General features: G+C 60.8%; 23 protein-coding genes. 16 read left to right on the plus strand and 7 right to left on the minus strand.

Annotated features, from left to right (window positions below; all coding sequences use genetic code 11):
• Window position 1: 1 nt before the first annotated feature.
• The 10 genes from AC6CIA_RS25180 (at window position 2) to AC6CIA_RS25225 (ending at window position 7,552) form a co-directional block, all read left to right on the plus strand.
• A complete protein-coding gene (locus tag AC6CIA_RS25180; protein WP_498315830.1) occupies window positions 2-1,450 on the plus strand; it encodes a GspE/PulE family protein in 1,449 nt (482 codons plus the stop codon).
• The gene (gspF, locus tag AC6CIA_RS25185) at window positions 1,450-2,652 is read left to right on the plus strand and encodes a type II secretion system inner membrane protein GspF (protein ID WP_498315804.1); all 1,203 of its coding nucleotides are present in this window, start codon (window positions 1,450-1,452) and stop codon (window positions 2,650-2,652) included. The genes AC6CIA_RS25180 and gspF overlap by 1 nt, the downstream gene beginning before the upstream one ends.
• Before the next feature lie 32 nt (window positions 2,653-2,684).
• Window positions 2,685-3,128 (plus strand): type II secretion system major pseudopilin GspG, encoded by a 444-nt coding sequence (gene gspG / locus AC6CIA_RS25190; protein ID WP_422630809.1) that lies wholly within the window; start codon window positions 2,685-2,687, stop codon window positions 3,126-3,128.
• 2 nt (window positions 3,129-3,130) lie between these two features.
• Window positions 3,131-3,580 (plus strand): prepilin-type N-terminal cleavage/methylation domain-containing protein, encoded by a 450-nt coding sequence (locus AC6CIA_RS25195; protein WP_498315805.1) that lies wholly within the window; start codon window positions 3,131-3,133, stop codon window positions 3,578-3,580.
• A complete protein-coding gene (locus AC6CIA_RS25200; protein ID WP_498315806.1) occupies window positions 3,577-3,942 on the plus strand; it encodes a type II secretion system protein in 366 nt (121 codons plus the stop codon). The genes AC6CIA_RS25195 and AC6CIA_RS25200 overlap by 4 nt, the downstream gene beginning before the upstream one ends.
• Window positions 3,939-4,529 carry a prepilin-type N-terminal cleavage/methylation domain-containing protein gene (locus AC6CIA_RS25205; protein WP_498315807.1) on the plus strand — a complete coding sequence of 197 codons (591 nt, stop codon included), beginning with the start codon at window positions 3,939-3,941 and terminating at the stop codon, window positions 4,527-4,529. Before AC6CIA_RS25200 ends, AC6CIA_RS25205 begins: the two co-directional genes overlap by 4 nt.
• A gap of 14 nt (window positions 4,530-4,543) precedes the next feature.
• A complete protein-coding gene (locus AC6CIA_RS25210) occupies window positions 4,544-5,653 on the plus strand; it encodes a type II secretion system protein GspL (protein WP_498315808.1) in 1,110 nt (369 codons plus the stop codon).
• Window positions 5,650-6,087 (plus strand): type II secretion system protein GspM, encoded by a 438-nt coding sequence (gene gspM / locus AC6CIA_RS25215; protein WP_498315809.1) that lies wholly within the window; start codon window positions 5,650-5,652, stop codon window positions 6,085-6,087. Before AC6CIA_RS25210 ends, gspM begins: the two co-directional genes overlap by 4 nt.
• Complete coding sequence (gene gspN, locus AC6CIA_RS25220; protein ID WP_498315810.1) at window positions 6,084-6,755, plus strand: type II secretion system protein N; 672 nt, start codon at window positions 6,084-6,086, stop codon at window positions 6,753-6,755. Before gspM ends, gspN begins: the two co-directional genes overlap by 4 nt.
• 89 nt (window positions 6,756-6,844) lie before the next feature.
• Window positions 6,845-7,552: a TetR/AcrR family transcriptional regulator gene (locus AC6CIA_RS25225; protein WP_498315811.1), complete on the plus strand. Its 708-nt coding sequence runs from the start codon at window positions 6,845-6,847 to the stop codon at window positions 7,550-7,552.
• 43 nt (window positions 7,553-7,595) lie between these two features.
• Here the strand turns inward: AC6CIA_RS25225 and AC6CIA_RS25230 are convergent, their stop codons facing one another.
• Both AC6CIA_RS25230 and AC6CIA_RS25235 read right to left on the minus strand, forming a co-directional pair.
• Window positions 7,596-9,632, minus strand: coding sequence for an oxidoreductase (locus AC6CIA_RS25230; protein WP_498315812.1), 2,037 nt, complete (start codon window positions 9,630-9,632; stop codon window positions 7,596-7,598).
• A 255-nt stretch (window positions 9,633-9,887) separates the two neighbouring features.
• Window positions 9,888-10,112 (minus strand): hypothetical protein, encoded by a 225-nt coding sequence (locus AC6CIA_RS25235; protein ID WP_498315813.1) that lies wholly within the window; start codon window positions 10,110-10,112, stop codon window positions 9,888-9,890.
• Window positions 10,113-10,161: 49 nt separating this feature from the next.
• Between AC6CIA_RS25235 and AC6CIA_RS25240 the strand changes: the two genes are divergently transcribed.
• From AC6CIA_RS25240 to AC6CIA_RS25260, 5 genes are all read left to right on the plus strand, one after another.
• A complete protein-coding gene (locus tag AC6CIA_RS25240) occupies window positions 10,162-10,533 on the plus strand; it encodes a metalloregulator ArsR/SmtB family transcription factor (RefSeq protein WP_339532751.1) in 372 nt (123 codons plus the stop codon).
• A gap of 27 nt (window positions 10,534-10,560) precedes the next feature.
• Window positions 10,561-11,031 carry an arsenate reductase ArsC gene (locus tag AC6CIA_RS25245; protein WP_498315814.1) on the plus strand — a complete coding sequence of 157 codons (471 nt, stop codon included), beginning with the start codon at window positions 10,561-10,563 and terminating at the stop codon, window positions 11,029-11,031.
• Between the two features lie 17 nt (window positions 11,032-11,048).
• Complete coding sequence (arsB, locus tag AC6CIA_RS25250) at window positions 11,049-12,122, plus strand: ACR3 family arsenite efflux transporter (RefSeq protein WP_498315815.1); 1,074 nt, start codon at window positions 11,049-11,051, stop codon at window positions 12,120-12,122.
• Window positions 12,115-12,831 carry an arsenical resistance protein ArsH gene (gene arsH / locus AC6CIA_RS25255; protein ID WP_498315816.1) on the plus strand — a complete coding sequence of 239 codons (717 nt, stop codon included), beginning with the start codon at window positions 12,115-12,117 and terminating at the stop codon, window positions 12,829-12,831. Before arsB ends, arsH begins: the two co-directional genes overlap by 8 nt.
• Window positions 12,832-13,007: 176 nt before the next feature.
• Window positions 13,008-14,309 (plus strand): Nramp family divalent metal transporter, encoded by a 1,302-nt coding sequence (locus AC6CIA_RS25260; protein ID WP_498315817.1) that lies wholly within the window; start codon window positions 13,008-13,010, stop codon window positions 14,307-14,309.
• Window positions 14,310-14,354: 45 nt separating this feature from the next.
• Here the strand turns inward: AC6CIA_RS25260 and AC6CIA_RS25265 are convergent, their stop codons facing one another.
• From AC6CIA_RS25265 to xylA, 4 genes are all read right to left on the minus strand, one after another.
• The gene (locus AC6CIA_RS25265) at window positions 14,355-15,491 is read right to left on the minus strand and encodes a sugar ABC transporter permease (RefSeq protein WP_498315818.1); all 1,137 of its coding nucleotides are present in this window, start codon (window positions 15,489-15,491) and stop codon (window positions 14,355-14,357) included.
• On the minus strand, window positions 15,492-17,036 hold the full coding sequence (gene xylG, locus AC6CIA_RS25270) for a D-xylose ABC transporter ATP-binding protein (RefSeq protein ID WP_498315819.1): 1,545 nt from the start codon (window positions 17,034-17,036) through the stop codon (window positions 15,492-15,494). It lies immediately after the preceding gene.
• Between the two features lie 157 nt (window positions 17,037-17,193).
• Window positions 17,194-18,195, minus strand: a complete 1,002-nt coding sequence (gene xylF, locus AC6CIA_RS25275) for a D-xylose ABC transporter substrate-binding protein (RefSeq protein ID WP_339532744.1) — start codon at window positions 18,193-18,195, stop codon at window positions 17,194-17,196.
• A gap of 123 nt (window positions 18,196-18,318) precedes the next feature.
• Complete coding sequence (gene xylA / locus AC6CIA_RS25280) at window positions 18,319-19,635, minus strand: xylose isomerase (RefSeq protein WP_498315820.1); 1,317 nt, start codon at window positions 19,633-19,635, stop codon at window positions 18,319-18,321.
• A 155-nt stretch (window positions 19,636-19,790) separates the two neighbouring features.
• Here xylA and AC6CIA_RS25285 point away from each other — a divergent pair, with 155 nt between their 5' ends.
• Window positions 19,791-20,978, plus strand: coding sequence for a XylR family transcriptional regulator (locus AC6CIA_RS25285; RefSeq protein WP_498315821.1), 1,188 nt, complete (start codon window positions 19,791-19,793; stop codon window positions 20,976-20,978).
• 51 nt (window positions 20,979-21,029) lie between these two features.
• Here AC6CIA_RS25285 and AC6CIA_RS25290 read toward each other — a convergent pair whose 3' ends face one another.
• Window positions 21,030-23,435 (minus strand): glucose/quinate/shikimate family membrane-bound PQQ-dependent dehydrogenase, encoded by a 2,406-nt coding sequence (locus tag AC6CIA_RS25290; RefSeq protein ID WP_498315822.1) that lies wholly within the window; start codon window positions 23,433-23,435, stop codon window positions 21,030-21,032.
• Window positions 23,436-23,460 lie beyond the last annotated feature (25 nt).

Consider the following 23,460-nt stretch of genomic DNA (forward strand, 5'->3'; position numbering starts at 1 on the left):
GCTGTTGCCCTATCGGCTGGCGCGTCAGGCGGGATTGGCGCGGGCGCCGGGCCCGGAAGGTTGGACCTTGTGGCTGCGCGAGGATGTCGACACCGATGCCTTGCAGGAAGTGCTGCGGGTCCACGGCCTGCCGTCGGCGGTCGAGCACCTCGACACGGCCCAGTACGAACTGCGCCTGGGTAGCCTGTACCAGGCTGGCGAGTCGGCCACTGCGGCCTTGATCGAAGGCATTGGCGAGCAGGTCGACCTCGACAGCCTGATCAACGAACTGCCACGCATCGAAGACTTGCTCGAAAGCGACAACGAAGCGCCGGTGATCCGTCTGATCAACGGGCTGTTCGCCGAGGGCTTGCGTTTGCGCGCCTCGGATATTCACATCGAGACCTTCGAGCAGAGCCTGGTGGTGCGCCTGCGGGTCGATGGTCATCTGCGCGAGATATTGCGTCCGCCGCGAGCCTTGTCGGCGATGCTGGTGTCGCGGATCAAGGTCATGGCACGGCTGGATATCGCCGAAAAGCGTCAGCCTCAGGACGGGCGCATCACCCTGCGTTCGGGCGGCCGGGAAGTGGATATTCGCGTCTCGACCTTGCCCGGCATCCACGGCGAGCGGGTGGTGATGCGTGTACTGGACAAGCAGGCCAACCTGTTGGATCTGAGCAACCTGGGCATGCCCGCCGCAGTCGAGCAGGCCTTGCGTGCCTGCCTGTCGCGGCCCAACGGGATTTTGCTGAGCACCGGGCCGACCGGCTCGGGCAAGACCACCACGCTGTATGCCAGCCTCAATGCGTTGAACGATGGTTCGTGCAATATCCTCACCGTCGAAGACCCGGTGGAGTACGCGATTACCGGCATCGGCCAGACCGCGATCAACCCTCGCGCCGGCATGACCTTCGCCAGCGGACTGCGGGCGATTCTGCGTCAGGATCCGGACGTGATCATGCTCGGGGAAATCCGCGACCAGGAAACCGCGCAGATCGCGGTGCAGGCGAGCCTTACCGGGCACTTGGTGCTGTCGACGCTGCACACCAACAGCGCGGTGGGCGCGGTGACCCGATTGCGCGACATGGGCATCGAGCCGTTCCTCATCGCTTCGAGCCTCAAGGGTGTGATGGCCCAGCGTTTGGTGCGGCGCTTGTGCCATTGCGCCACGCCCGCTCCATTGCAGGCGGCCGAGCGTCAGCTGTGGCCGGAATTGGAGCAACTGCAGCAGAGCTTTCATCCCCAGGGCTGCGACGACTGTCAGGGCACGGGCTACAACGGGCGCATCGGGCTCTACGAATTCATCACCCTGGACGCCGGGCTGATCAGCCTGCTGTACGACGGCGCCAGCGAGATGGCCATGCATGAATACCTGGCGGACAAGCGCCAGAGCCTGACCGCCATGGCCACCGATTGCATGCGCCGTGGCGAAACCAGCCTTGAGCAAGTGCTGCGTGCGGTGCGCGACTGATGCCGACGTATCGCTATCAGGCGCTGGACCTGCTCGGGCGCCGCCGCAAAGCCAGCATCCAGGCCGAAAGCGAGCGCCATGCCCGGCAATTGCTGCGCGAACAGGGACTCTTTGCCCGCGAGTTACAGGTGCAAGACGCAAGCTTGGCCAGCCCGCGTGGGCAACGCTTGAACCACGGACAACTGTGTGAATTGACGCGCCAGCTCGCCACCTTATTGAGTGCCGGCATTCCGCTGGTGGATGCCCTGGCTACCCTCGAACGCCAACTGGCGGAACCTGCCATTCGCAACTTGCTGGTGGCGGTACGCGGCGCCTTGGGTGAAGGCTTGAGCCTGGCCCAGAGCCTGCGGCGCCAGGGCGGGCAGTTCAACACGTTGTATTGCGCGCTGGTCGAGGCCGGGGAGCGCTCCGGCAAATTGGCGCCGGTGCTGGAGCGACTGGCCGAGCACCTGGAACAAGTCCAGAAACAACGGCACAAGGCCCGCACCGCGCTGATTTACCCTGCGGTGCTGATCCTGGTGTCGATGGCCGTGGTGATCGGCCTGATGACCTTTGTCGTGCCCAAGCTCACCGAACAGTTCAGCCATACCGGACAGAGTCTGCCGTTGATCACCCGCGTGCTGATCGGCGCCAGCGAAGGCTTGGTGCTGCTGGGTCCGTGGTTGTTGGCATTGGGCATGCTGTCGGGGCTGGTCGCTCGGTTGTTGCTGCGCCAGACGATCTGGCGCTTGCGTCGCGACCGCCTGGCTTTGCGCCTGCCGCGGATCGGTGCGCTGTTGTCCGTGCTGGAAAGCGCGCGGGTATCGCGCAGCCTGGCGATTTTGCTGGGCAGCGGTGTGCCGTTGCTCGAATCACTCGAGGTCGCGACCGCGACTGTCGGTAACCGCCAGATCCACCAGGCCCTGGATACGGTGCGCGAGCAAGTGGAAGGCGGCGTGACCCTGTACCGCGCGTTGAGCGCCAGCGGGCACTTCCCGCCCATGTTGTTGAACATGGTCGCCAGTGGCGAGGCCAGCGGCACCTTGCCTGACATGCTCGAGCGAGTTGCCGACAACCAGGAGCGCGGTTTCGCGCGGCAGGTCGACCTGCTGCTGGCGTTGTTCGAACCCTTGATGATTCTGCTGATGGGCGCGGTGGTGCTGTTTATCGTATTGGCGGTGCTGCTGCCGATCATGCAACTCAACCAAGGCCTCAGCTTTTGAAAGTAGAGAACCTGAAAATGGAGACCCAAGCCATGTCCGGCAAGCGTATGTCCAAGCGTCGTGAGCGCGGTTTCACCCTGATGGAAATCATGGTGGTGATTTTTATCATCGGCCTGTTGATTGCCGTGGTTGCGCCCAGCGTGCTCGGCAGCCAGGACAAAGCCATGCGCCAGAAAGTCCTGGCTGACCTGGCGACCCTGGAACAGGCGCTGGACATGTACCGGCTCGACAACTTGCGTTTCCCCAGTTCCGACCAGGGCTTGCAGGCCTTGGTCAAGAAACCGGGCGTGGAACCGCTGCCCCGCAGCTGGCGCGCCGACGGCTACATTCGCCGCCTGCCTGAAGATCCGTGGGGCAATGCCTATGGCTATCGCACACCGGGTCAGCATGGCCGGGTGGATATCTTTTCGTTGGGCGCTGACGGTCAGGAAGGTGGCGAAGGCACCGATGCCGACATCGGTAACTGGGACCTCTAGGCATGCAGCGCTGCCATGGATTCTCGCTGCTGGAAATGCTGGTGGTCTTGTTGATCGTCGGTTTGTTCAGCGCGCTGGGCGTGGCTTCGCTGGATGCGGGCCAGGCGCCAATGCACCAAGCCTTGGCACAGCTGGCCAACGAGGCCCGCACGCACGCTGCTGTGGCACGGCATAGCGGGCAAGTGCTGGGCATGCGCTGGAACGGCCGACAGCCGGAGTTCGTGCGCTGGCAATCGGAGCGTGGGCGACCGACGTGGCGGCTCGAGTCGTCGCGTGCGTTGTCCTGGCCAGCGGGGCTGCAGCCTGACTGGCCGGTGAGCGCAGCGCCGCAGGTGATGTTCACACCCGCGGGGCTGGCCCAGCCTGTTTCGGTGACCTGGCACTGGGCCGAAGGCCGCCAGCGCTGGCAATGGCATACGGACAACACGCTGCAGATTGTGACCTCGCCATGAAGCGCCAACGTGGGTTCACCTTGCTGGAGGTGATGGTCGCCCTGGGAATCGCCGCGCTGATGGCGGTGATGGTCAGCCAGCTATTGCGGCAGCGCATCGCCACTCACCAGGCGGTAGCGCAACACCGTATTGGCAATCTGTGCGCGCGGGAACTGGAAGCGCGGTTTGGCGTGGAGCGGTACTGGCCGCAGATCAATGCGGTGGCGGGGGAACTGCGGCAGGGGCACACCACCTGTCACTGGTATTTGCAACTGGGCAACACCGGCGTCAGTCGCTTGCGGCGTGGCGAGTTGTCGTTGTTCGCCGATCCCCAGCAGCGCCACCCGCTGGGCCAGTTCAGTCTGTTCCTGGTGCGCCCGTGAAGACCGCGCAGCGTGGTTTGACCCTGATCGAATTGCTGGTGGCGATGGCGCTGACGGCGGTGATCGGGGTGTTGCTGGCGGCGTTGGTCAATGGCTGGGTCAAGGTTCGCGAGCGTCTTGACGAACCCGGCAGCGAGCCACAGGTGCTGGAGTTTTGCCTGGCCCTGGAGCGCCGTTTCGACGCGCTGGTGTTGCGCCAGTTATACGAGCAGCGTCTGCCGGAAAAACTCGCCTGGCTGGATTGGCAACCCGCGTCCGGGCAATTGCAATGGGTCGCGTTGACGGCCTGGCCGCCAGCGCAGGCCCACTCGCGGGAGCAACGCCAGCGCCTGCTGTTTGATGCCCGGCAAGGGCGTTTGAGCCTGTTTACTTCAGTGGACCTGTATGCCGCCGGGAAACCGCGCTGGGAACTCAGGGAGTCACTGGCGCCTATCGAGCATGCCGTTTTCAGTTTTTATCAGGGCACGCGCTGGCTGGCCTTTCCTTCCACTGTTGCCGCCCAGCCCAATCGCGGCGTGCGGATCGAGTTCGAGCACCATGGAGCACCGTATGTCTGTACCTTCGTCTTGCCCGATACCCAGCCATGAGTCGGAGCGCGCGCATGTTTGAGCGTTTGCGGGCGACACCGCGCGAGTGGTTGCTGGTACGTCCGCCGGCCACGCCCGAAGGCGCATGGCAATGGTTGCACTATGCCGCGCAGCGCGCTCAATCCAACGGCACCTGGCCGCCGCCGGCAGCGTATTTGGCGCTGCCGGCGGCCTTGATCATTCCGGCGCTCGATTGCAGTCATTTCTGTCTGCCGGCGCCGCCAGGGCTCAAGCGCCATGAGTGGCCGCAACTGTTCGAAGAGTACGCACAACAGCCCGCCGAAGCGTTGCTGGTCAGCTGCCTGTCCCGCGAGGCCGGGCACCTTGAGCTGCTGGTGATGCAGCGCCAGCAAGTGCAGGATTGGCTGGCCGAGTGTGCAGCGCTTGGGCTGCAGGTCAGCCACGGCTGGGCGGAACTGCAGTTGTTGGCGCAACCCGAGCCCGGGCATGCCATCCGCTGGCAACGCGAACGGTTGCTGTGCCTGAAGGCGCATCCCCGACAATGGCTGGTGTGGCCGCAGGTGCTCGGTGAACGCTTGCCCCAGGCCTGGCGTGAATGGCCTGTCGAACAGATGGAAGGGTCCTGGCCATCGCGCCTGGCCCGCCTGGAACAGCTGCCCAGCGTGCTCGAAGATGCGCGCCCGGTGCGCACACGCGAGCGTCGTGTCCCGGCGGTGAGCCGCGTGCAGCGACGCTTGCTGCTCGGTTGCGCATTACTGGCGAGCTGCTGGAGTGCCGTCTATTTATTCCACACACTGCGCCAGCTGGATGCCTGGAAAACCCAGGTCCGGGTCGTGGCCGGCGCGTCCAATAACCTGTCTCAGGCCCGCGTGGCGCTCGCGCGCCTGAAGAGCCAGGAGACCGACTGGCGGGTGCGTCAGCAACAAGTGGTGGCCATGGAGCAGGCGCTCTCGGCGTGGCTGCAACAACAGCCCGGTTGGTCAGTCTCGAGCAATCATTTTGACGGGCGCTTATGGCGTCTCGGCCTGAGTGGCAGCGGGCCTCGACCTGCGGCAGCCGAGTGGCAGGCAATGGCCCAGGCCGCCGGTGCCCAATTGAGTGGCGAGCCGCAGGGCGGAGCTGCTGATTTGCAGTTGAGTTTCGATTTGGGAGAGCAACCATGAACGCCCGGCTGCTTGAGTACCTGGCCCATTTCAAGCAACTGCCGCGAGTGCGTCGCTATTGTCTGCTGGCAGGCTGGTCAATGGTCCTGCTGTTGCTGCTGGTACTTATGACACGGCCGCTACTGGCGGCCTGGCAGGACGCGCGGGAATGGCAGGCCTTGGCGCAACAGGCCCACGCACTGGCGCCGCCCGCCGTGTTTTCCAACGAGCAATGGCAGGCGCTGGCGGCGTCGCGACAGTGGGTACTGACCCATGTCGAACAGCGGGACGGCCGGTGGCAACTGCAAGGCGAACTGCCTGGGCCCGAGGCCTTGCAGCAATTGCTACGCACCGTGCAGGAACAAGGCGGACGGCCGTTGCAGTGGAGCCTGACGCAGGGCGGCCAAGGCTATGCGTTCAGCCTGGAAGTGGCGAATGGGGCGGTTGGGCCATGAGTCGCGTCATTGCATGGGGAGCTTTGGTGTTTGTCCTGACCTTGCTGCTGAACGTGCCGGCGGCTTTTGTCGCACGGCAGTTGGCTTGGCCTTCCGGTTGGCAGCCTGTCGGAATCTCCGGCAGCCTGTGGAATGGCCGTGCCCTCCGGCTCGGCGCCTTTGGACCGGTGCAGTGGACGGTCCGGCCCTGGACGCGAGAGGCGCAATTGAACCTGGGCTTTCAGCAGCGAATCTGGGCCTTGTCGATTCACGGCTGGCCCTGGAACTGGCAGGCGACGCTGGCGCCCCAGGCGGTCAACACGATGCCCCCGTCGATGTTCGTGCTGGATGGCAGTTGGGCGGGACACTTGCAGGTCAGCGGAGCAGGGCGCACCTGCCGCAGCGCGGAGGGCGAGCTGTTGGGGCGCGATCTGGCGCTACTGAGCCCGTGGACGCTCAACCTCGGAAACACCCGACTTGAGCTGAAGTGTCGGGACGGGCTGCGGTTGTCGGCGAGCCTGCAATTACCGGCTGAGCACCAGTTCCAGATCGAAGCCGACCTGCAGCGCCAGCGCTTGCAGGTGGATGGGCAGGTCGAACCGGACGCAGCGGTGACACCGCTGTTGGTGCAGGCGCGCTGGTTGCAGCCACCTGAGCAGAGCTTCAGCAAGGTGCTAGGCAAACGCTGAGGCAAAACGTCAGTAAACTGTACTTGGATGTACATTTTGCGCTCGCCGGGCTACATTCGCGCTACGCATTTTTGAACAAGGTAAGCGCGATGCCCCAGTTAGGGAAGGCACGAGGTAAGGCTCAGGAGGCCGGTTGGCGGGGATCTGCCGAGGGCTGGCTGGAGGCCGCTTATGATGCCCTCAAAGAGTCGGGTATCGATGCGGTCCGGGTGATGCCGCTGGCCAAGCGCCTCGGCCTGTCACGCACCAGCTTCTACTGGTTTTTCGAGGATCGCGAACAGTTGTTGGCCGCGTTGCTGGCGCGCTGGCGGGAGACCAATACAGGGGGGCTGATCCGGCAAACCGAAAGCTATGCGGAAAGCATCTCCGAGGCGATCCTGAATGTTTTCGAGTGCTGGCTGAACCCTGAATTGTTCGATTCGCCGTTCGAGTTCGCCGTGCGCAGCTGGGCGTTGCAGTCGGATGAGGTCGCCCGAGAAGTCTCGGTCGTTGACGAACAGCGCATGAGCGCCTTGGCGAGTATGTTCAAGCGTTTTGGTTATGACAGCCAAGGCGCCGATACCCGGGCCCGAACGATTTACCTGACCCAGATCGGCTATATCACCATGAACACCGGTGAGCTGATCACGGTGCGTTTTCAGCGCATTCCGCATTACGTGAGTATTTTCACCGGGAAAGTACCCAAGCCGCGCGAGTTGGATCGCTTCTACGGGAAGTTCGGTTACGCCGAAAAAGAGCCTGGGGTGTTTGTGCCGCTGCTGGACACCTTCGATGAGACATCCACCGAGGCTCAATGACGCGGTTTAAGGCTTGATAACCCGGAGCCTCTCAAGCATGACATCAGATGTCTTTGAGTAGTCGCAGTGCATCGTAGATGGCGGCATGGGTATTGCGCGCCGACACCGCATCGCCAATCCGGAACAACTGGAAGCGGCCTTGCGGGTTGCTCACGATATGTTGCGGCTTTCCGGCGATCAGATCCTGCTGGTCGACCGCGCCGTTGTTGCTCGCATGGGCGCGCAGGTCGAAGTACAACTCGTCCAGGGGCAGGGTGCCGTGGTTGACCACCACCTGATCGACCACTCTCTGTTTGTGCACCGGCCCATAGTCGCTAGCGAAATGTGCCACCAACCGACCCTCACGTTTTTCTACCGAGTCAACCCGATACGTGACCGTAAAGGTAACGTTCAAGTCTTGCAGGCTGCGCATGTACGGCACCAGGTTCATCGCCATCACTTCCGGCGAAAACGAGCGGTCAGGCGTAACGATTTCCAGCGTCGCGCCGCTGTTGGCGATGACCTCGGCAGCCTGGAGTGCCGCGTGGTCGCCAGCGTCGTCGAAAATCAGCACGGTGTTGCCGGGCTTGACGTCGCCAGAAATGATATCCCAGGTCGACACCACCAGTTCATTACCCTGTTTGAGAACCTCGGTGTGCGGCAGGCCGCCGGTCGCGACGATCACTACATCCGGCTCTGCAGCCAGCACTGTCTCGGCGTCGGCCCAGGTGTTGAAGTGGAACCTCACCCCCAGGCGTTCGCATTGCGCCATGCGCCAATCGATGATGCTGATCATCTCGCGACGACGCTCACTCAGGGCGGTCAGGCGGATTTGCCCGCCGGGTTGGTCGGCGACTTCGAATACCGTAACCTCGTGGCCGCGCTCACCGGCAACCCGGGCTGCCTCGAGGCCCGCCGGGCCGCTACCGATCACCACCACCTTGCGCTTGGTGGGCGCCTTGGGGATCTCGTGGGGCATGCTGGTTTCGCGCCCGGTTGCGGCGTTGTGGATGCAATACGCCGCGCCACCCTGGTAGATACGGTCAAGGCAGTAGTTAGCGCCGACGCAGGGGCGAATGTCCTCTTCGCGCTTTTCGATGATCTTGCGCACGATGTGCGGATCGGTCATGTGCGCCCGAGTCATGCCGACCATGTCGACTTTGCCGGAGGCGATGGCATGGCGTGCCGTGGCCACGTCCGGAATCTTGGCGGCGTGGAAAGTCGGAAAACCGGTGGCCGAGCGGATCTCGCCGGCAAAATCCAGGTGCGGAGAATTACGCATGCCCTGGATCGGAATCACATCCGTGAGTCCGGCATCGGTATCAATATGTCCGCGAACAACGTTGAGGAAGTCGACCAGGCCACTGTCCTTGAGCCTATGGGAAATCTGTATGCCGTCCTTGGCATCGAAACCACCCGACAGGTCTTCATCACCGGTATAGCGAACTCCCAGCAGGAAGTCCTCGCCGCAGCGCTGGCGGATGCCGCGCAACACATCAAAGGTGAAACGTAACCGATTGTCCAGCGAGCCCCCGTAAGGGCCGTCGAGATCGTTGGTCAGGGGCGACCAGAATTGGTCCATCAGATGACCGTATGCCTGCAACTCCAAACCGTCGAGGCCCGCCGCTTTCATGCGCTCGGCGGCGTCTACGTAGTCTTTGATGATTCGGTCGATGTCCCAGTCTTCCAGCTTTTTCGGAAAGGCCCGGTGAGAAGCTTCGCGGCGGTGCGAAGGTGATACGACCGGGAGCCAGTCAGATTTGTCCCAGCGCGTGCGCCTGCCCAGGTGAGTCAATTGAATCATCACCGCCGCGCCGTGTTCGTGGCACTCGTCGGTCAAGTCCTTCATCCATTTGACCACCTCGTCCTTGTACGCCAGCACATTGTTGAACACCGGAGGGCTGTCGCGGGAAACAGCGGCGGAGCCTGCGGTCATGGTCAGCGCCACCCCGGCCTTTGCGCGTTCCACGTGATAAGCGCGGTACAGCTCCTTCGGCATGCCATCGACAGGATAAGCGGGCTCATGGGAGGTGGTCATGATCCGGTTTCTGAGGACCAGGTTCTTGATCTTATAGGGCTGCAGCAAGGGATCGCTGGACATTTAGTTGCTCCGGGAACAGAACATCAGGCGTGTGTGGATATGAAAATATGCAGAATGTACATGTGTGTCAATGTGAGTGACGTGAATGTACATTTTGAGGGCGTAATCAGAAAATAGCGCAGATCTCGGCTCGGAGCGGGGGCAGGGATAGGCATATCTGCTGCCAGCCAATACCGCTCTTGAAGATCACCTCAAACAATCGATCCAAGCCAGAGGCATGAGAAAAGCTCGGGGGCAAGATTGATGATAGGTTTATTACATTATCCATATGTATTGATTGTCAGGTGTTGCTGGTGCTTCCAGGTGACGAGCAGCAGTTTTATAGGGGATTATGCTGAATGTTTTTTCTTGTTGATTGATTTCTTCAAATAAAAGTGAGGTGGTGTGTTGCAGTGATATGCGGAAAATCATATATTCATTTTGACCTGTATGAGCTGAAGCGTTTCCGAGGCATTCCGGCACAGGCTTCACGAAATCCATGATCGCATCGAGATGTTTGTCTGGGTGAAACCAGACACTGAGAACTGCAATGGCTGACCACCTGACCCCGACCACCGTTTTCAAATGCCTGGCTGATGACAATCGGGTGCGCATGATGCTGCTCATTGCCCGAGAGGGCGAGTTATGCGTCTGCGAATTGACCTGCGCGTTGAATGAAAGTCAGCCGAAGGTCTCCAGGCACCTGGCGCAGTTGCGCACATGCGGTTTGCTGTCAGATCGTCGGCAAGGTCAATGGGTCTATTACCGGCTGCACCCGAATCTCCCCGACTGGGTGTATCAGGTGCTGAGCGTGGTTCTTGATACCAACAAACATTGGTTGAGCCCCGATGCCAAACGCCTTGATGAAATGGCTGGCCGCCCCGAGCGCGCCACAACTTGCTGTGAAAGCAGCGACGCCTGATTCCTCCTTCGACTACGAGACCTCCCGATGAAGATCCTGTTTCTATGCACTGCCAACAGCTGCCGCAGCATTCTCTGCGAGGCGCTATTCAATCATCTGGCGCCACCCGGCATGACCGCTTTCAGTGCCGGCAGTCAGCCGAAGGGGGAGGTGCATCCGCTCAGCCTCAAGACCCTGAATAAAGCCGGTATTTCCACCGAAGGCCTGTTCAGCAAAGCCAATGATGCACACGAAAATCTGGCGCCTGACTTTGTCATTACGGTGTGTGATAAAGCGGCTGGCGAAGCGTGCCCGGTATTTTTCGGCCCTTCGGTTAAAGGACACTGGGGATTGGCGGACCCTTCCGAGTACCACGGCACACAAGAGGAGATCGAGGCTGCTTTTGACGCCACCGTGGAACAGATCAAAACCCGCATTAACGCGTTCCTGGCATTGCCGCTTTCCCAGTTGAGTGCAGAACAGCTCAAGGCTGAGCTGACCTTGATAGGCACGTTGTAAGCAAAGGAGCGATGATCATGGGTAAAAGCCGCCTGTCTTTCCTGGATCGCTATCTGACGCTGTGGATTTTTCTCGCCATGGCCCTGGGCATCGGTCTGGGCAGCCTGTTTGAAGGTTGGCCGCAGTGGCTCAACAGTCTGGCCGTGGGCACAACCAACATTCCCATCGCTATCGGGCTGATCGTGATGATGTATCCGCCACTGGCCAAGGTGCGTTATGAAGAACTGCCCGAGGTCTTCAAGGACAAGCGAATCCTGGTGTTGTCCCTGGTCCAGAACTGGATCATCGGCCCGGTGCTGATGTTCGGGTTGGCGATCATCTTCCTGCGCGACCAGCCGGAGTACATGACCGGTCTGATTCTGATCGGCCTGGCGCGGTGCATCGCGATGGTGCTGGTCTGGAATCAGATCGCGGGGGGCAACAATCAGTACGTCGCCGGTCTGGTGGCTTTCAACAGCATCTTCCAGATCCTGTTTTTCAGCGTGTACGCCTGGGTCTTTCTTGGACTGTTGCCGCCGCTGTTCGGGGTTGAAGGCAGTGTGATTGAAACCAGCTTTATCAGCATTGCCGAGTCGGTCCTGATTTACTTGGGCGTGCCGTTCCTGGCGGGCTACCTGACACGCAAGATACTCATCGCACGCAAAGGCGAAACCTGGTTCCAGGAGCGTTTCATTCCGAGGATCAGCCCGCTGACGCTGGTGGCATTGTTGTTGACCATCGTGGCCATGTTCAGCCTCAAGGGTGACGTGGTGCTGCAGTTGCCATTGGACGTATTGCGTATTGCGATCCCCCTGACGATTTATTTCGTGGTGATGTTCTTCATCAGCTTCTGGATGGGCAAATTGCTCAACGCCGATTATCCACGCACCACCGCATTGGCGTTTACCGCCGCCAGCAACAACTTCGAACTGGCGATTGCCGTGGCCATTGCCACCTTCGGCCTGGCTTCCCCGGTCGCGTTTGCCACGGTGATTGGCCCGTTGGTGGAAGTGCCGGTACTGATTTCCCTGGTCGGTGTTGCCCTCTGGTTGAAGCGCCGCTGGTTCGATGACTCCAAGAGCGCCGTTGCGCAGGACAAAGACTATGTTTGATGACGCAATCCCCCAACTCGATATCGATCTGGTTGATCTTCCATCTGCAGATAAGCTGGGTGTCGAAAAGACCTCCCTGCATAAACCGCGCATTTTGCTGTTGTACGGATCGACCCGTGAGCGCTCCTTCAGTCGCTTGATGGTCGAGGAGGCTGCGCGACTGCTGCAGCATTTTGGCGCCGAGGCCCGGATCTTCGACCCCTCAGGCCTGCCGCTGCCAGATGACGCGCCTGTCGATCACCCTCGGGTTCAGGCGCTGCGTGAGTTGATGCAATGGTCGGAAGGGCAGGTCTGGTGCTCGCCGGAGCGTCACGGCGCCATGAGTGCGGTCTTCAAGGCACAGATCGACTGGGTGCCACTGGCGATGGGCGCTGTACGTCCGACCCAGGGCAAAACCCTCGCCGTCATGCAAGTGTGCGGTGGTTCGCAGTCCTTCAACGTGGTCAATCAACTGCGGGTGTTGGGGCGCTGGATGCGCATGTTCACCATCCCCAACCAATCCTCCGTGCCCAAGGCCTACATGGAGTTCGACGACGACGGCCGGATGAAACCTTCCCCGTTCTACGACCGTGTCGTGGATGTAATGGAAGAGTTGGTCAAGTTCACGCTGCTGCTGCGTGATCGGCAGGACTATCTGGTGGACCGCTATTCCGAGCGCAAGGAGTCGGCGGAAGAACTCATCCAGCGTGTCAATCAACGCGCCCTCTAACAGGTTCGATCCCCATCTCAATGGACAGTCACAGGCTGCGCGCTTGGCGAAACAAACAGCGGGGGCAAAGCTGAAACATTTCCACACAACTAGTTTAAATAATGGTTGTACGACGTCGTACCTACTGTGTTCGACTACGCGGGTTCTCACAAAAAAAATAATCGGAGATACCCGCTATGACCAGCATCCCTTCGGCCGAAGGCCAGGCTGCGGCGCCCACGCAAAACCGATTTGCCCGCACACTCAAGCTCTTGGGCCCCGGCATCATTGCCGTGTTGTCCTGGTTGGGTGCGGGCGATCTGATCACTTCATCCGTGGCCGGTGCCAATTATGGTTACGCCATGATGTGGGTGCTGGCCGTGTCTCTGCTGTTGAGATACCTGATCGTCAACATCATTGCGCGCTTCCAACTGTGCAATAACCAAGGCATGACCATCCTGCAGGGCTATGCGCAACTGAACCCGTTTTTCGCCTGGTTCATGCTCGTCTATGCCTTGTTGATGGGGCACTTGATGAACGCCTATATGATCAAGGGCGCGGGTGAGTCGTTGGCGATGTTGCTGAAAATCGACCAACCATTGTTATGTTCCTTCGCGGTGGTGCTGGCGGTGTGGATGTTGGTCGGCCGCAATATCTACTCGATGATCGAGGGCGTGATGAAGGTGCTGCTGGCGATCATGACCCTGGCGTTCATTGCGTTGGCGGTGATGTCCGGGCCGGATGTGGTCGGCATCGTCAAAGGCACCATTGGCTTCAGCATCCCGCCCGATGAAGGCGTGCACGGTGCCTTGCTGGTCGCGGTCTCGGTGATTGGCGCCGTGGCCGGTTCGATTGCCAATTTCGTGCATCCGTATGTGATGCGCCAAAAGGGCTGGGTAGGGCCGCAACACAAGCGTATTCAACGTAATGATCTGCTGTTCGCGGTGTTTGTCGGGATCGTCATCAACCTGGCGATCTGGATCGTCGGCGCGGAAATCCTGCGGCCCAACGGCATCGAGGTGAAAACCCTGAGCGACCTGGGCAAGGCGCTGGAAATATACTTTGGCGCGATCGGTTGGTACGTGTTCTTTGTCGGCGTGTTTGCCACGCTGTTCGCGAGTATTTCCGGCAAAACCACAGCGTTCCCGATGCTGATTACCGACGCGTTCCAACACGTGCGCCCCGAGCGTCGCGAGAAATACGGCAAAGAGTTCCACCATGACCCGATGCACAAGTGGTTCATGCTGTTTATTCTGGTCACGCCGTTGATCTGGTCATTGCCCGGCATGCCGGACTTCGTGACCCTGACCATTGGCGTCAGCGCGTTGAACATTGTCGGTTTGCCGGTGATTTCCCTGGGCCTGTTGATCATGTCCAACCAGAAGTCGCTGCTGGACAAGAAGTACCGCAACAACCTCTTCGAGAACATCGCGCTGCTGTTCGCCACAGGCCTGGCGTTGTGGGTGGCTTTCCAACTGGGGGTTGATCTGTTTGCCTGAAACCGCGTCGTCGAGGCGGGCGTCCTGCCTCCTCGACGACGAGTTTTACCGCCGACCCGTACGGGTGCTCACATCCACCCACACCGCCAGCACCAGAATGCTGCCCTTCACAATCATCTGCCAGTAACTGTCCACGTCGAGCATGGACATGCCGTTGTCCAGGCTGGTGATCACCAGCGCACCCAGCAACGCGCCGTATACAGTGCCGGAACCGCCGCGCATGGAGGTGCCGCCGATGAAGCAGGCGGCGATCGCGTCGAGTTCGCCCATGCTGCCGGCCGAGGGTGAGCCGGCTGCCAGGCGCGCGGTGTTGACCATGCCGGCGAGCGCGCACATCACGCCCATGATGCCGAAAATCCACAGTTTCACCGCCTGTACGTTGATGCCGGACAGGCGCGTGGCTTCCATATTGCTGCCCACGGCATAGACGCGACGGCCGAACACGGTTTGGCTGGTGACGTAGCTGAACACGCCCAGCAGAATCAGTAGCAGCAGCACCGGCACCGGGATGCCGTCGTAGCTGTTCAGGGTATAGACGAACCCCGCCAGCACTGCGCCAATCACCACCACGCGCGAGCCGTCACGCATCAGCGAGTGCGCCGCCAGGCCATGCAGGGCACGGTTGCGCCGCTGTTTCCAGGTCAGAAACAACGTCAAGGCAAACAACAGCACACCGAGCCCGGTGCCCACCGTATGCGGCAGATAGCCTTGCCCGACATACACCAGCGACGGCGATACCGGGGCGATAGTGGTGCCACCGGTAATGCCCAGCAAAATCCCGCGAAACGCCAGCATGCCGCCCAGGCCGACAATGAACGAAGGGATGCGCAGGTAAGCAGTCATGTAACCGTTGGCCAAGCCAATCATCAAGCCACACAGTGCTACCAGGCTCAGGTTGGCGAGCAAGGGTATTTGATAGACAACGTCGAGAATCGCCGCCAGGCCGCCCAGCAAGCCCAGCAGAGAGCCCACCGACAAGTCGATCTCGCCGCTGATGATCACCAGGACCATGCCGCAGGCGAGAATCCCGGTGATCGACATCTGCCGCAGCAGGTTGGAGAGGTTGCGCGGGGTCAGGAACCCGCCTTCGGTCTGCCAACTGAAGAACAGCCAGATCACCGCTACGGCAATCACCAGCGCAAGCATTTTGTAGCGGGTGAAAAAGTGTTTGAGCTGATTCATCTACGCAGTCTTCCGATCGTTATTGTTATGACTGAGCGCGGCGGCGAGCACCTGTTCCTGGGTGAGTCCCTGGTTGATGAAGTCGCCGCGCAACTGACCTTCGCCGATCACCAGCACGCGGTTGGAAACGCCCAGCACTTCGGCCAGTTCCGAAGACACCATGATGATCGACACGCCTTCGGCCGCCAGCGCGCCGATCAATTTGTAGATTTCATACTTGGCGCCCACATCCACGCCACGGGTAGGCTCATCCAGAATCAGCACGCGAGGTTTGGCCATCAGCATTTTTGCCAGCACGGCTTTTTGCTGATTGCCGCCGGACAGACTGGTGATGGGCAGGAACGGGCTCGCGGTCTTGAGGTGCATGCGCGAAATTTCCCGCTCAATGCTGCCCAATTCGGCTTCGGCGTCGATACGGCTCAGGTTCGAGTAGCTATCCAGCACGGCCAGGGTGATGTTCTGACCGACGCCGAGGTCGGGAATGATGCCTTGGCGCTTGCGGTCTTCAGGGACCATGCACAGCCCGGCGCGAATCGACTTGAGCGGCGTGCGCGTATCGATCAACTGGCCGTCCAGCCAGACTTCAGCGCTGTAGCGGCCGGGGTAGGCACCGAACAGGGCTGACACCAGCTCCGTGCGTCCGGCGCCCACCAGCCCGGCGATGCCGAGGATCTCGCCGCGCTTGAGCACGAACGAAATATCGTCGACACGTTTGCGCCTTGGGTTGTCGACGTCGTAGCAGGTGACGTGGCGCGCCTCGAAAATCACCTCGCCGATGCCATGGGGCAGGGCAGGGTAAAGGTTGCTCATTTCCCGACCGACCATTTGTGTGATGATCTGCGTGATGTCCAGATCGGCCATGGCCGTGGTTGCGATGTGTTTGCCATCGCGGATCACCGAGATGGTGTCGCACACGGCGGCCACCTCGTCGAGCTTGTGCGAGATATACACGCAGGCTACGCCCTTGGCCTTGAGGTCACGGATGATGTCCAGCAGCACCTCGATTTCCGAGCGGGTCAAGGCTGACGAGGGTTCGTCGAGAATCAGCAGGCGTGCCTGCTTGTTCAGGGCCTTGGCGATCTCCACCAGTTGCTGGTAGCCACCGCCATACTGCGAAACCGGCAGCGAGACATTCATGTCCGGCACTTTGAGCTCGCGCATCAGGGCTTCGGCGCGGTGGATCATCGCCGGGTAGTTCATGCGCCCGCCGGGCAAGGTCAGTTCGTGCCCCATGAAAATGTTCTCGGCCACCGACAGGTCGGGGACCAGGGTCAGTTCCTGGTGAATGATGACAATCCCGGCGGCTTCGCTATCGCGGATCGACTGCGCCTTGAGCGGCTTGCCGTCCCAGAGAATTTCACCGTCCCAGGTGCCGTGGGGATAGACCGCCGACAAGACTTTCATCAGCGTGGATTTACCGGCACCGTTCTCGCCGCACAAACCGACGCATTCACCCGGCTTGACCTTGATATCGATGCCATTCAGGGCGTTGACACCGCCAAAGGTCTTGACGATGCCGTTCATTTGCAGCAGGTAATCGGACATGGCAGACGCTCACAAGACGGCCGTCCCCTGCAGGAGCGAGCTTGCTCGCGAAAAACGTCAACGCTAACGCATGCTTCCTGGATAAACGTGTTGCGCTCAGGTTTTTCGCGAGCAAGCTCGCTTCTACAGGGGGTGGGCACGGAGATTTACCGAAGGATTACTTCCCGGCCATTTGCTCTTTGGTGTAAAACCCGTCCTTTTCCAGCAGGTCGATGTTGTTCTTGGTCAAGGCGGTGGGCGTCAGCAGGATGGTGTCGACCTTTTTGCTGCCATTGTCATATTGCGAGCTGTAGGTAGGTTTTTCGTTACGTGCCAATTGCACCGAGAGCTTGGCGGCTTCAGAGGCAATCAGTTTGAGTGGCTTGTAGACGGTCATGGTCTGGGTACCATCGATCACGCGTTTGATCGCGGCCAGATCGGCGTCCTGACCGGAGATCGGCACCTTGCCGGCGAGCTTCTGCGCGGCCAGGGCCTGGATCGCACCGCCCGCGGTGGCGTCGTTCGAGGCAACGATAGCGTCGATTTTGTTGTCGTTGCGGGTCAGGGCATTTTCAACAATGCTCAGGGCTTCGGTGGGGTTCCATTCCTTGACCCATTGTTGCCCGACAATCTTGATATCACCCTTGTCGATCGCCGGTTGCAGGACTTTCATCTGCCCTTCGCGCAGGACCTTGGCGTTGTTGTCGGTGGGGGCACCGCCGAGCAGAAAGTAATTGCCCTTGGGCGCTGCTTGCAAAACGCCGCTGGCCTGCATCTCGCCGACTTTTTCGTTATCGAAGGAGATGTAGGCGTCAATATCGGCATTGAGGATCAGCCGATCATAAGACACCACCTTGATCCCGGCCTTCTTGGCTTCGGCGACGGCGTTGGTCAGCACGGTGGCGTTGAACGGTACGATGACGATCACATCGACACCGCGGGAGATCAGGTTTTCGATCTGCGATATCTGCTTCTGCTCGTTGGCATCGGCTGACTGTACATAGACCTTTGCGTCCATTTTTTCCGCCGCCGCGACGAAGTAATCGCGGTCGCGCGACCAGCGTTCCAGGCGTAGGTCATCGATGGAAAAACCGATTTTCGGGTGGGCTGGATCGGCCATGACGGGAAGGGCGAGCAGGGCCAGGGCACTGGCGAGCAGCGTGCGTTTTAACGTGTTCATGATGGTGCGTCCTCTTATTGTTGTTTGAAAGACACTGCCTGACGATGAATCGATGCCGGTAGAACTGTAGAGCGTCGCCGTACGTTGCGCGCATAGATTTGTCGCGCAAATGTCACAGCGTCATCAGGTGTAGATAAACCGGTTGACCACACCTTCGAGCATCTCCTGCCGGCCGCTCACGGCCTGGGGGTTCAGCTCGCCTGCAAACGCGTGCTCGGCGAGTGACTGGAGACTGAACTCCCCGGCGAGCACTGCCTGGCCCAGCGGCTGCTGCCAGCCGGCGTAACGCTGGTCCTTGAAGTGCTGGAGCCGATCGTTCTGCACCATCGCCGCCGCACGTTCCAGCGCCAGGGCGAGTACATCCATGGCGGCAACGTGGCCGTGGAACAGGTCGATCTCGTCCAGGCTCTGGCGTCGTACCTTGGAATCGAAGTTGTAGCCGCCATGGGTGAATCCACCGGCCTTGAGGATTTCGTAGGTGGCGAGGGTCATCTCCTCGACGCTGTTGGGGAACTGGTCGGTGTCCCAGCCGTTCTGCGGGTCGCCACGGTTGGCGTCAATGCTGCCGAAGATCCCCAGCGAGAGCGCCGTGGCAATTTCATGATGGAAACTGTGCCCGGCCAAGGTCGCGTGGTTGGCCTCGATATTGACCTTGATCTCGTGCTCCAGACCGTATTCATGCAGAAAACCGAAGACCGTGGCGCTGTCGTAGTCGTATTGGTGTTTGGTGGGTTCCTGCGGCTTGGGTTCGATCAGCAGGTCGCCCTTGAAACCGATTTTGTGCTTGTGCTCGACCACCATGCGCATAAAACGCCCGAGCTGTTCACGCTCACGTTTGAGGTCGGTATTGAGCAGGGTTTCATAGCCTTCGCGTCCGCCCCACAGTACATAGTTGGCGCCTTTGAGGCGTTGGGTGGCATTCATGGCGCTGAACACCTGGGCGGCGGCGTAGGCGAACACTTCCGGGTCCGGGTTGCTCGCGGCACCGGCGGCAAAACGCGGGTGGCTGAAACAGTTGGCGGTGCCCCACAGCAGCTTGATGCCGGTCTGTTCCTGGTGGCGTTCGAGGTGGTCGACCATTTGCGCGAAGTGGTTGCGGTATTCCTTGAGCGAACTGCCTTCGGGCGCAACGTCTGTGTCGTGGAAGCTGTAGTAATCGATACCCAGTTTGGAAAAGAATTCAAACGCCGCTTCAGCCTTGCCGATCGCCAGTTCCATGGGGTCGCCGGCGTGCTGCCAGGTACGCTTGAAAGTGCCCATGCCGAACATGTCGGCACCCGGCCAGACAAATGTGTGCCAATAGCAGGCCGCCATGCGCAGGTGCTCACGCATGGGTTTGCCGAGCACCAGTTGGTTGGCATCGTAATGACGGAAGGCCAGGGGCGAGTCGCTGTCGGGGCCTTCGTAGCGGATCTTGTCGACACCGGGGAAGTACGGCATGTGCGGTTTCCTTATTGTTCTTGACGGTGTCTGGATACTAGCAACGGCTCAGGGGGCGCTGATTATGAAAACCACCAGGGTGTAGTGCGATTTTGAGTATTGAGCTATGGCGTGCGCGGGCCTAGTCTGTGCAGACCGGCCCCAGGACAACAACAATGAAAACCCTACCGCCCGTGCACCGCATAGCCTTGCTCTTCAACGGCAGCAAAATCTACGACCGCGGCATCATCGCCGGCATCGGCAATTACCTGAGCAGCACCCGCGCGTCCTGGGACTTGTTCCTGGAGGAGGATTTTCTCTGTCGCTTGAGAGGTATCGAACGCTGGCAGGGCGACGGCATCATTGCCGATTTCGATGACCCACTGATCGGCGAGGCGTTGGCAGGGATCAAGCTGCCGGTCGTGGCGGTGGGCGGGTCGTATCAGGATGAACGCGCCTACCCCAAGGGCATTCCGTATGTCGCCACCGATAATGAAGCGTTGATGAAGTTGGCCTACGCGCACCTGATCGAAGCCGGATTGACGCGGTTTGCCTGTTTCAGCCTGCCCGAAGCTCAAGCCAATCGCTGGGCGCAGGAGCGCGAACAGGCCTTTCGCCACTTGTTGCAGCGCGATGGCCTGCACGCCGAGGTTTATCGTGGCATGGGCACTAGCGCGCCGCTGTGGGACAGCGCGGTGGAACAGCAGATAGCCTGGTTGCAAAGCCTGCCCAAGCCCATCGGCATCATCGCCGTCAGTGACGCTCGGGCGCGCCAACTGCTGCAAGCCTGTCTGACCGCCGGAATTGCCGTGCCGGAACAAGTCGCGTTGATCGGCATCGACAATGATCCGTTGACTCGTACCCTGACGCGGGTGCCGCTGAGTTCAGTGATCCAGGGCACGGAAACCATGGGCCGCACCGCCGCGGGCCTGCTGCACCAGATGCTGCACGGGAAGCCAGCCACGGGGACGCAGATCCTGGTGCCGCCGGAGGCAATTAACGTTCAGGCCTCCAGCTTGCATCAACCCTTGGGCAATCCTTATGTGATGCAGGCGCTGCTGTTTATCCGGCAATACGCTTGCCAGGGCATCAAGACCGCCCAGGTGGCGGGGTATGTGGGCGTGTCGCGCTCCTCCCTGGAGTCGCACTTTCGCCAGGTACGCGGCTGCAGCGTGCACGATGAGATCCTGCGCTTCAAACTGGCGGCGGCGGCCAAGGGGCTGGAGGACACCGGCCTGGCGATTGCTGATATTGCACGCAAGTGCGGCTTCAAATCGGCGCAGTACCTGCACACGGTGTTTCGGCGCGAGTTTGGCTGCACGCCACGCGAGTATCAGCAAGGTGCCCACGCGGTAGCGCATTAGCAGCCATCTCCGGGCGGTGTCGATGCGCCGCCCGGATGTGGCTTGAAGGCGTTATGGCAGCGCGTAGGCGATCACGTAGTCGCCACGGTCAGTCGACTGGCGAGCGCCGCCAGCCGTGATGACGACGTACTGTTTGCCGGTTTTTGGCGACACATAGGTCATCGGACCGCCTTGGCTGCCGACGGGCAGGCGGGCTTTCCAGATTTCTTTGCCATTGCCGCTGTTGAACGCGCGCAGGTAAAAGTCCTGGGTGCCGGCGATAAAGATCAGGCCGCCCTGGGTCGCCAGGGTGCCGCCGAGGGTTGGCAAGCCGACCTTGATCGGCAGGTGCATGCGAATACCCAATGGCCCCGTGTCCTCCACCGTGCCGACCGGCACTTGCCAGGCAATTTTCTGGGTCTTCATGTCGATCGCGGTCAGCGTGCCGAACGGCGGTGCCTGGCACGGAATGCCGGCCACCGACAGGAAGCGGTTCTTGTTCACCGCATACGGCGTGCCCTTGAGTGGCACCGCGCCCATCCCGGTGTTCAGCGCTTCGCCGCCGGACGCGGCCTGAGCCCGGTTTTGCGAGGGGATCATCTGAATCCACAGGCCAAGGCGCATGTCATTGACGAAGATGAAGCCGTTCACCGGGTCGGTAGAAATACTGCCCCAGTTCATGCCGCCCAGGGAGCCGGGAAAGCTCAACGATTTATCGGTCCCCGGCGCCGTGTACAGGCCGTCGTAGCGCATGCTCTTGAAATCTATGCGGCATAGCAACTGGTCATATGGCGTGGCGCCCCACATGTCTGACTCGGTGAGCGTCTGCGCACCGATCTGCGGCATGCCGACGGATTTAGGCTGGGTCGGTGAGTAGGGTTCGTTGGGAATGTTTGCGGCCTTGACCGGCACCTCTGCGACCTGGGTCAGGGGTTTTCCGGTGGCGCGGTCGAGGACAAAAATCTGCCCGGCCTTGGTGCCAATCACCACGGCGGGCACGCTCTTGCCGTCTGCCAGGGTGAAGTCGATCAGGCTTGGCTGCATCGGCAGGTCGAAGTCCCACAGGTCGTTATGAACCGTCTGGTAGACCCATTTTTCCTCGCCGGTGGAGGCGTCCAGCGCCAGCACCGAAGCGCCGTATGTGTGGTCCAGCGCCGTGCGCTCGACACCGTAGATATCGGTGGACGAGCTGCCCATGGGCAAAAACACGCTGTTCATCAACGGATCGTAGGACATTGGCGCCCAGCTGTTGGGCGTGCTGCGCACATAGGTGCTGTCGGCTGCCGGTGCCTGCTTGTCCTGCGGGTTGCCTGGGTCGAAGGCCCAGCGCATGTCACCGCTGATCACATCGAAGCCACGGATCACGCCGCCGGGCATGTCGGCCTGTATGTTATCGGCCACGCGTCCGCCGACCACCACCGTGGTGCCGGCGATCAAGGGCGCCGAGGACAATTGGTAATAGCTGTCCGGGACATTGCCCAATCCTGCTTTCAAATCCACTTGGCCGTGGTTGCCGAAGTCCTGGCAGAACTCACCGGTGTCGGCATCGACCGCGATCAGTCGTGCGTCGATGGTGTTGGTCAGCAGGCGGCGTTGGCATTGGGCACCGGCCGGAACGGTGACCGTAATGATCGGCGAGCTGTTCGGCTGGGTCGGCTGGGCAATCGGCGCGCTGGCATCGAAATACGCCATGCCACGGCAGCGCTGCCACACGGCTGACTTGGCGTTGATCGGGTTCTTCCACAGCTCTTTGCCGGTGTCGGCATCCAGTGCGATCAGGTTGTTGTGAGGCGTACAGATGAACACCTTGTTGCCGATCTGCAGCGGCGTCAATTGATCTTCCGCGCCGTTACCGTCGCTGATCGCCACGTCACCGGTGTGATAGGTCCAGGCGACTTTGAGTGAGTCGATGTTGTCACGGTTGATCTGATCCAGCGCCGCAAAGCGGCTGCCACCTTCGGTGTTGCCGTAGTGCGCCCAGTCTTTCTGCGCATCGGCCGGGTCCACGGGCGTCAAGCCGGGGCCATTACCGGTGGGGGCAACGCTGGGATGGGCGACAAACATATTGCCCGCCGTCACAGCCAACATCACTGCCAGCACGCCCGCGATGCCATACGCGCTGCGCCCCGTATCAGGGGAAAGCAGCGGATACACCAGCGCCACCGCCAGGCCAATCACCGCGAACATGAACAGTCGCGAAAACAGTGGCCAGAATACCAGGCCCACATCCGCTACCGCCCACACGGCCGTACCGATCAGGAAACCGGCGAACAACCAGGCACCCGCGGCTTTGCGCTGGGCAATCAGCAAGCCGGCGAGGGCCATCGCCATGCCGCCGATCAGGAAGTACAGCGAGCCCCCCAGGCTGACGAGTTTTACCCCACCAACCGCCAGGGCCACGCCGAGCAGGGCGATGATCACCCCCAGGCCCAGCAGTAAGAATCTAGAGGCGCCAGCGGCGCGCGATGCTCGTTTCATATCGAAAGGACTCGAGTGAGAGAGG

The sequence above is a fragment of the Pseudomonas sp. GQ91 genome (assembly GCF_059758795.1).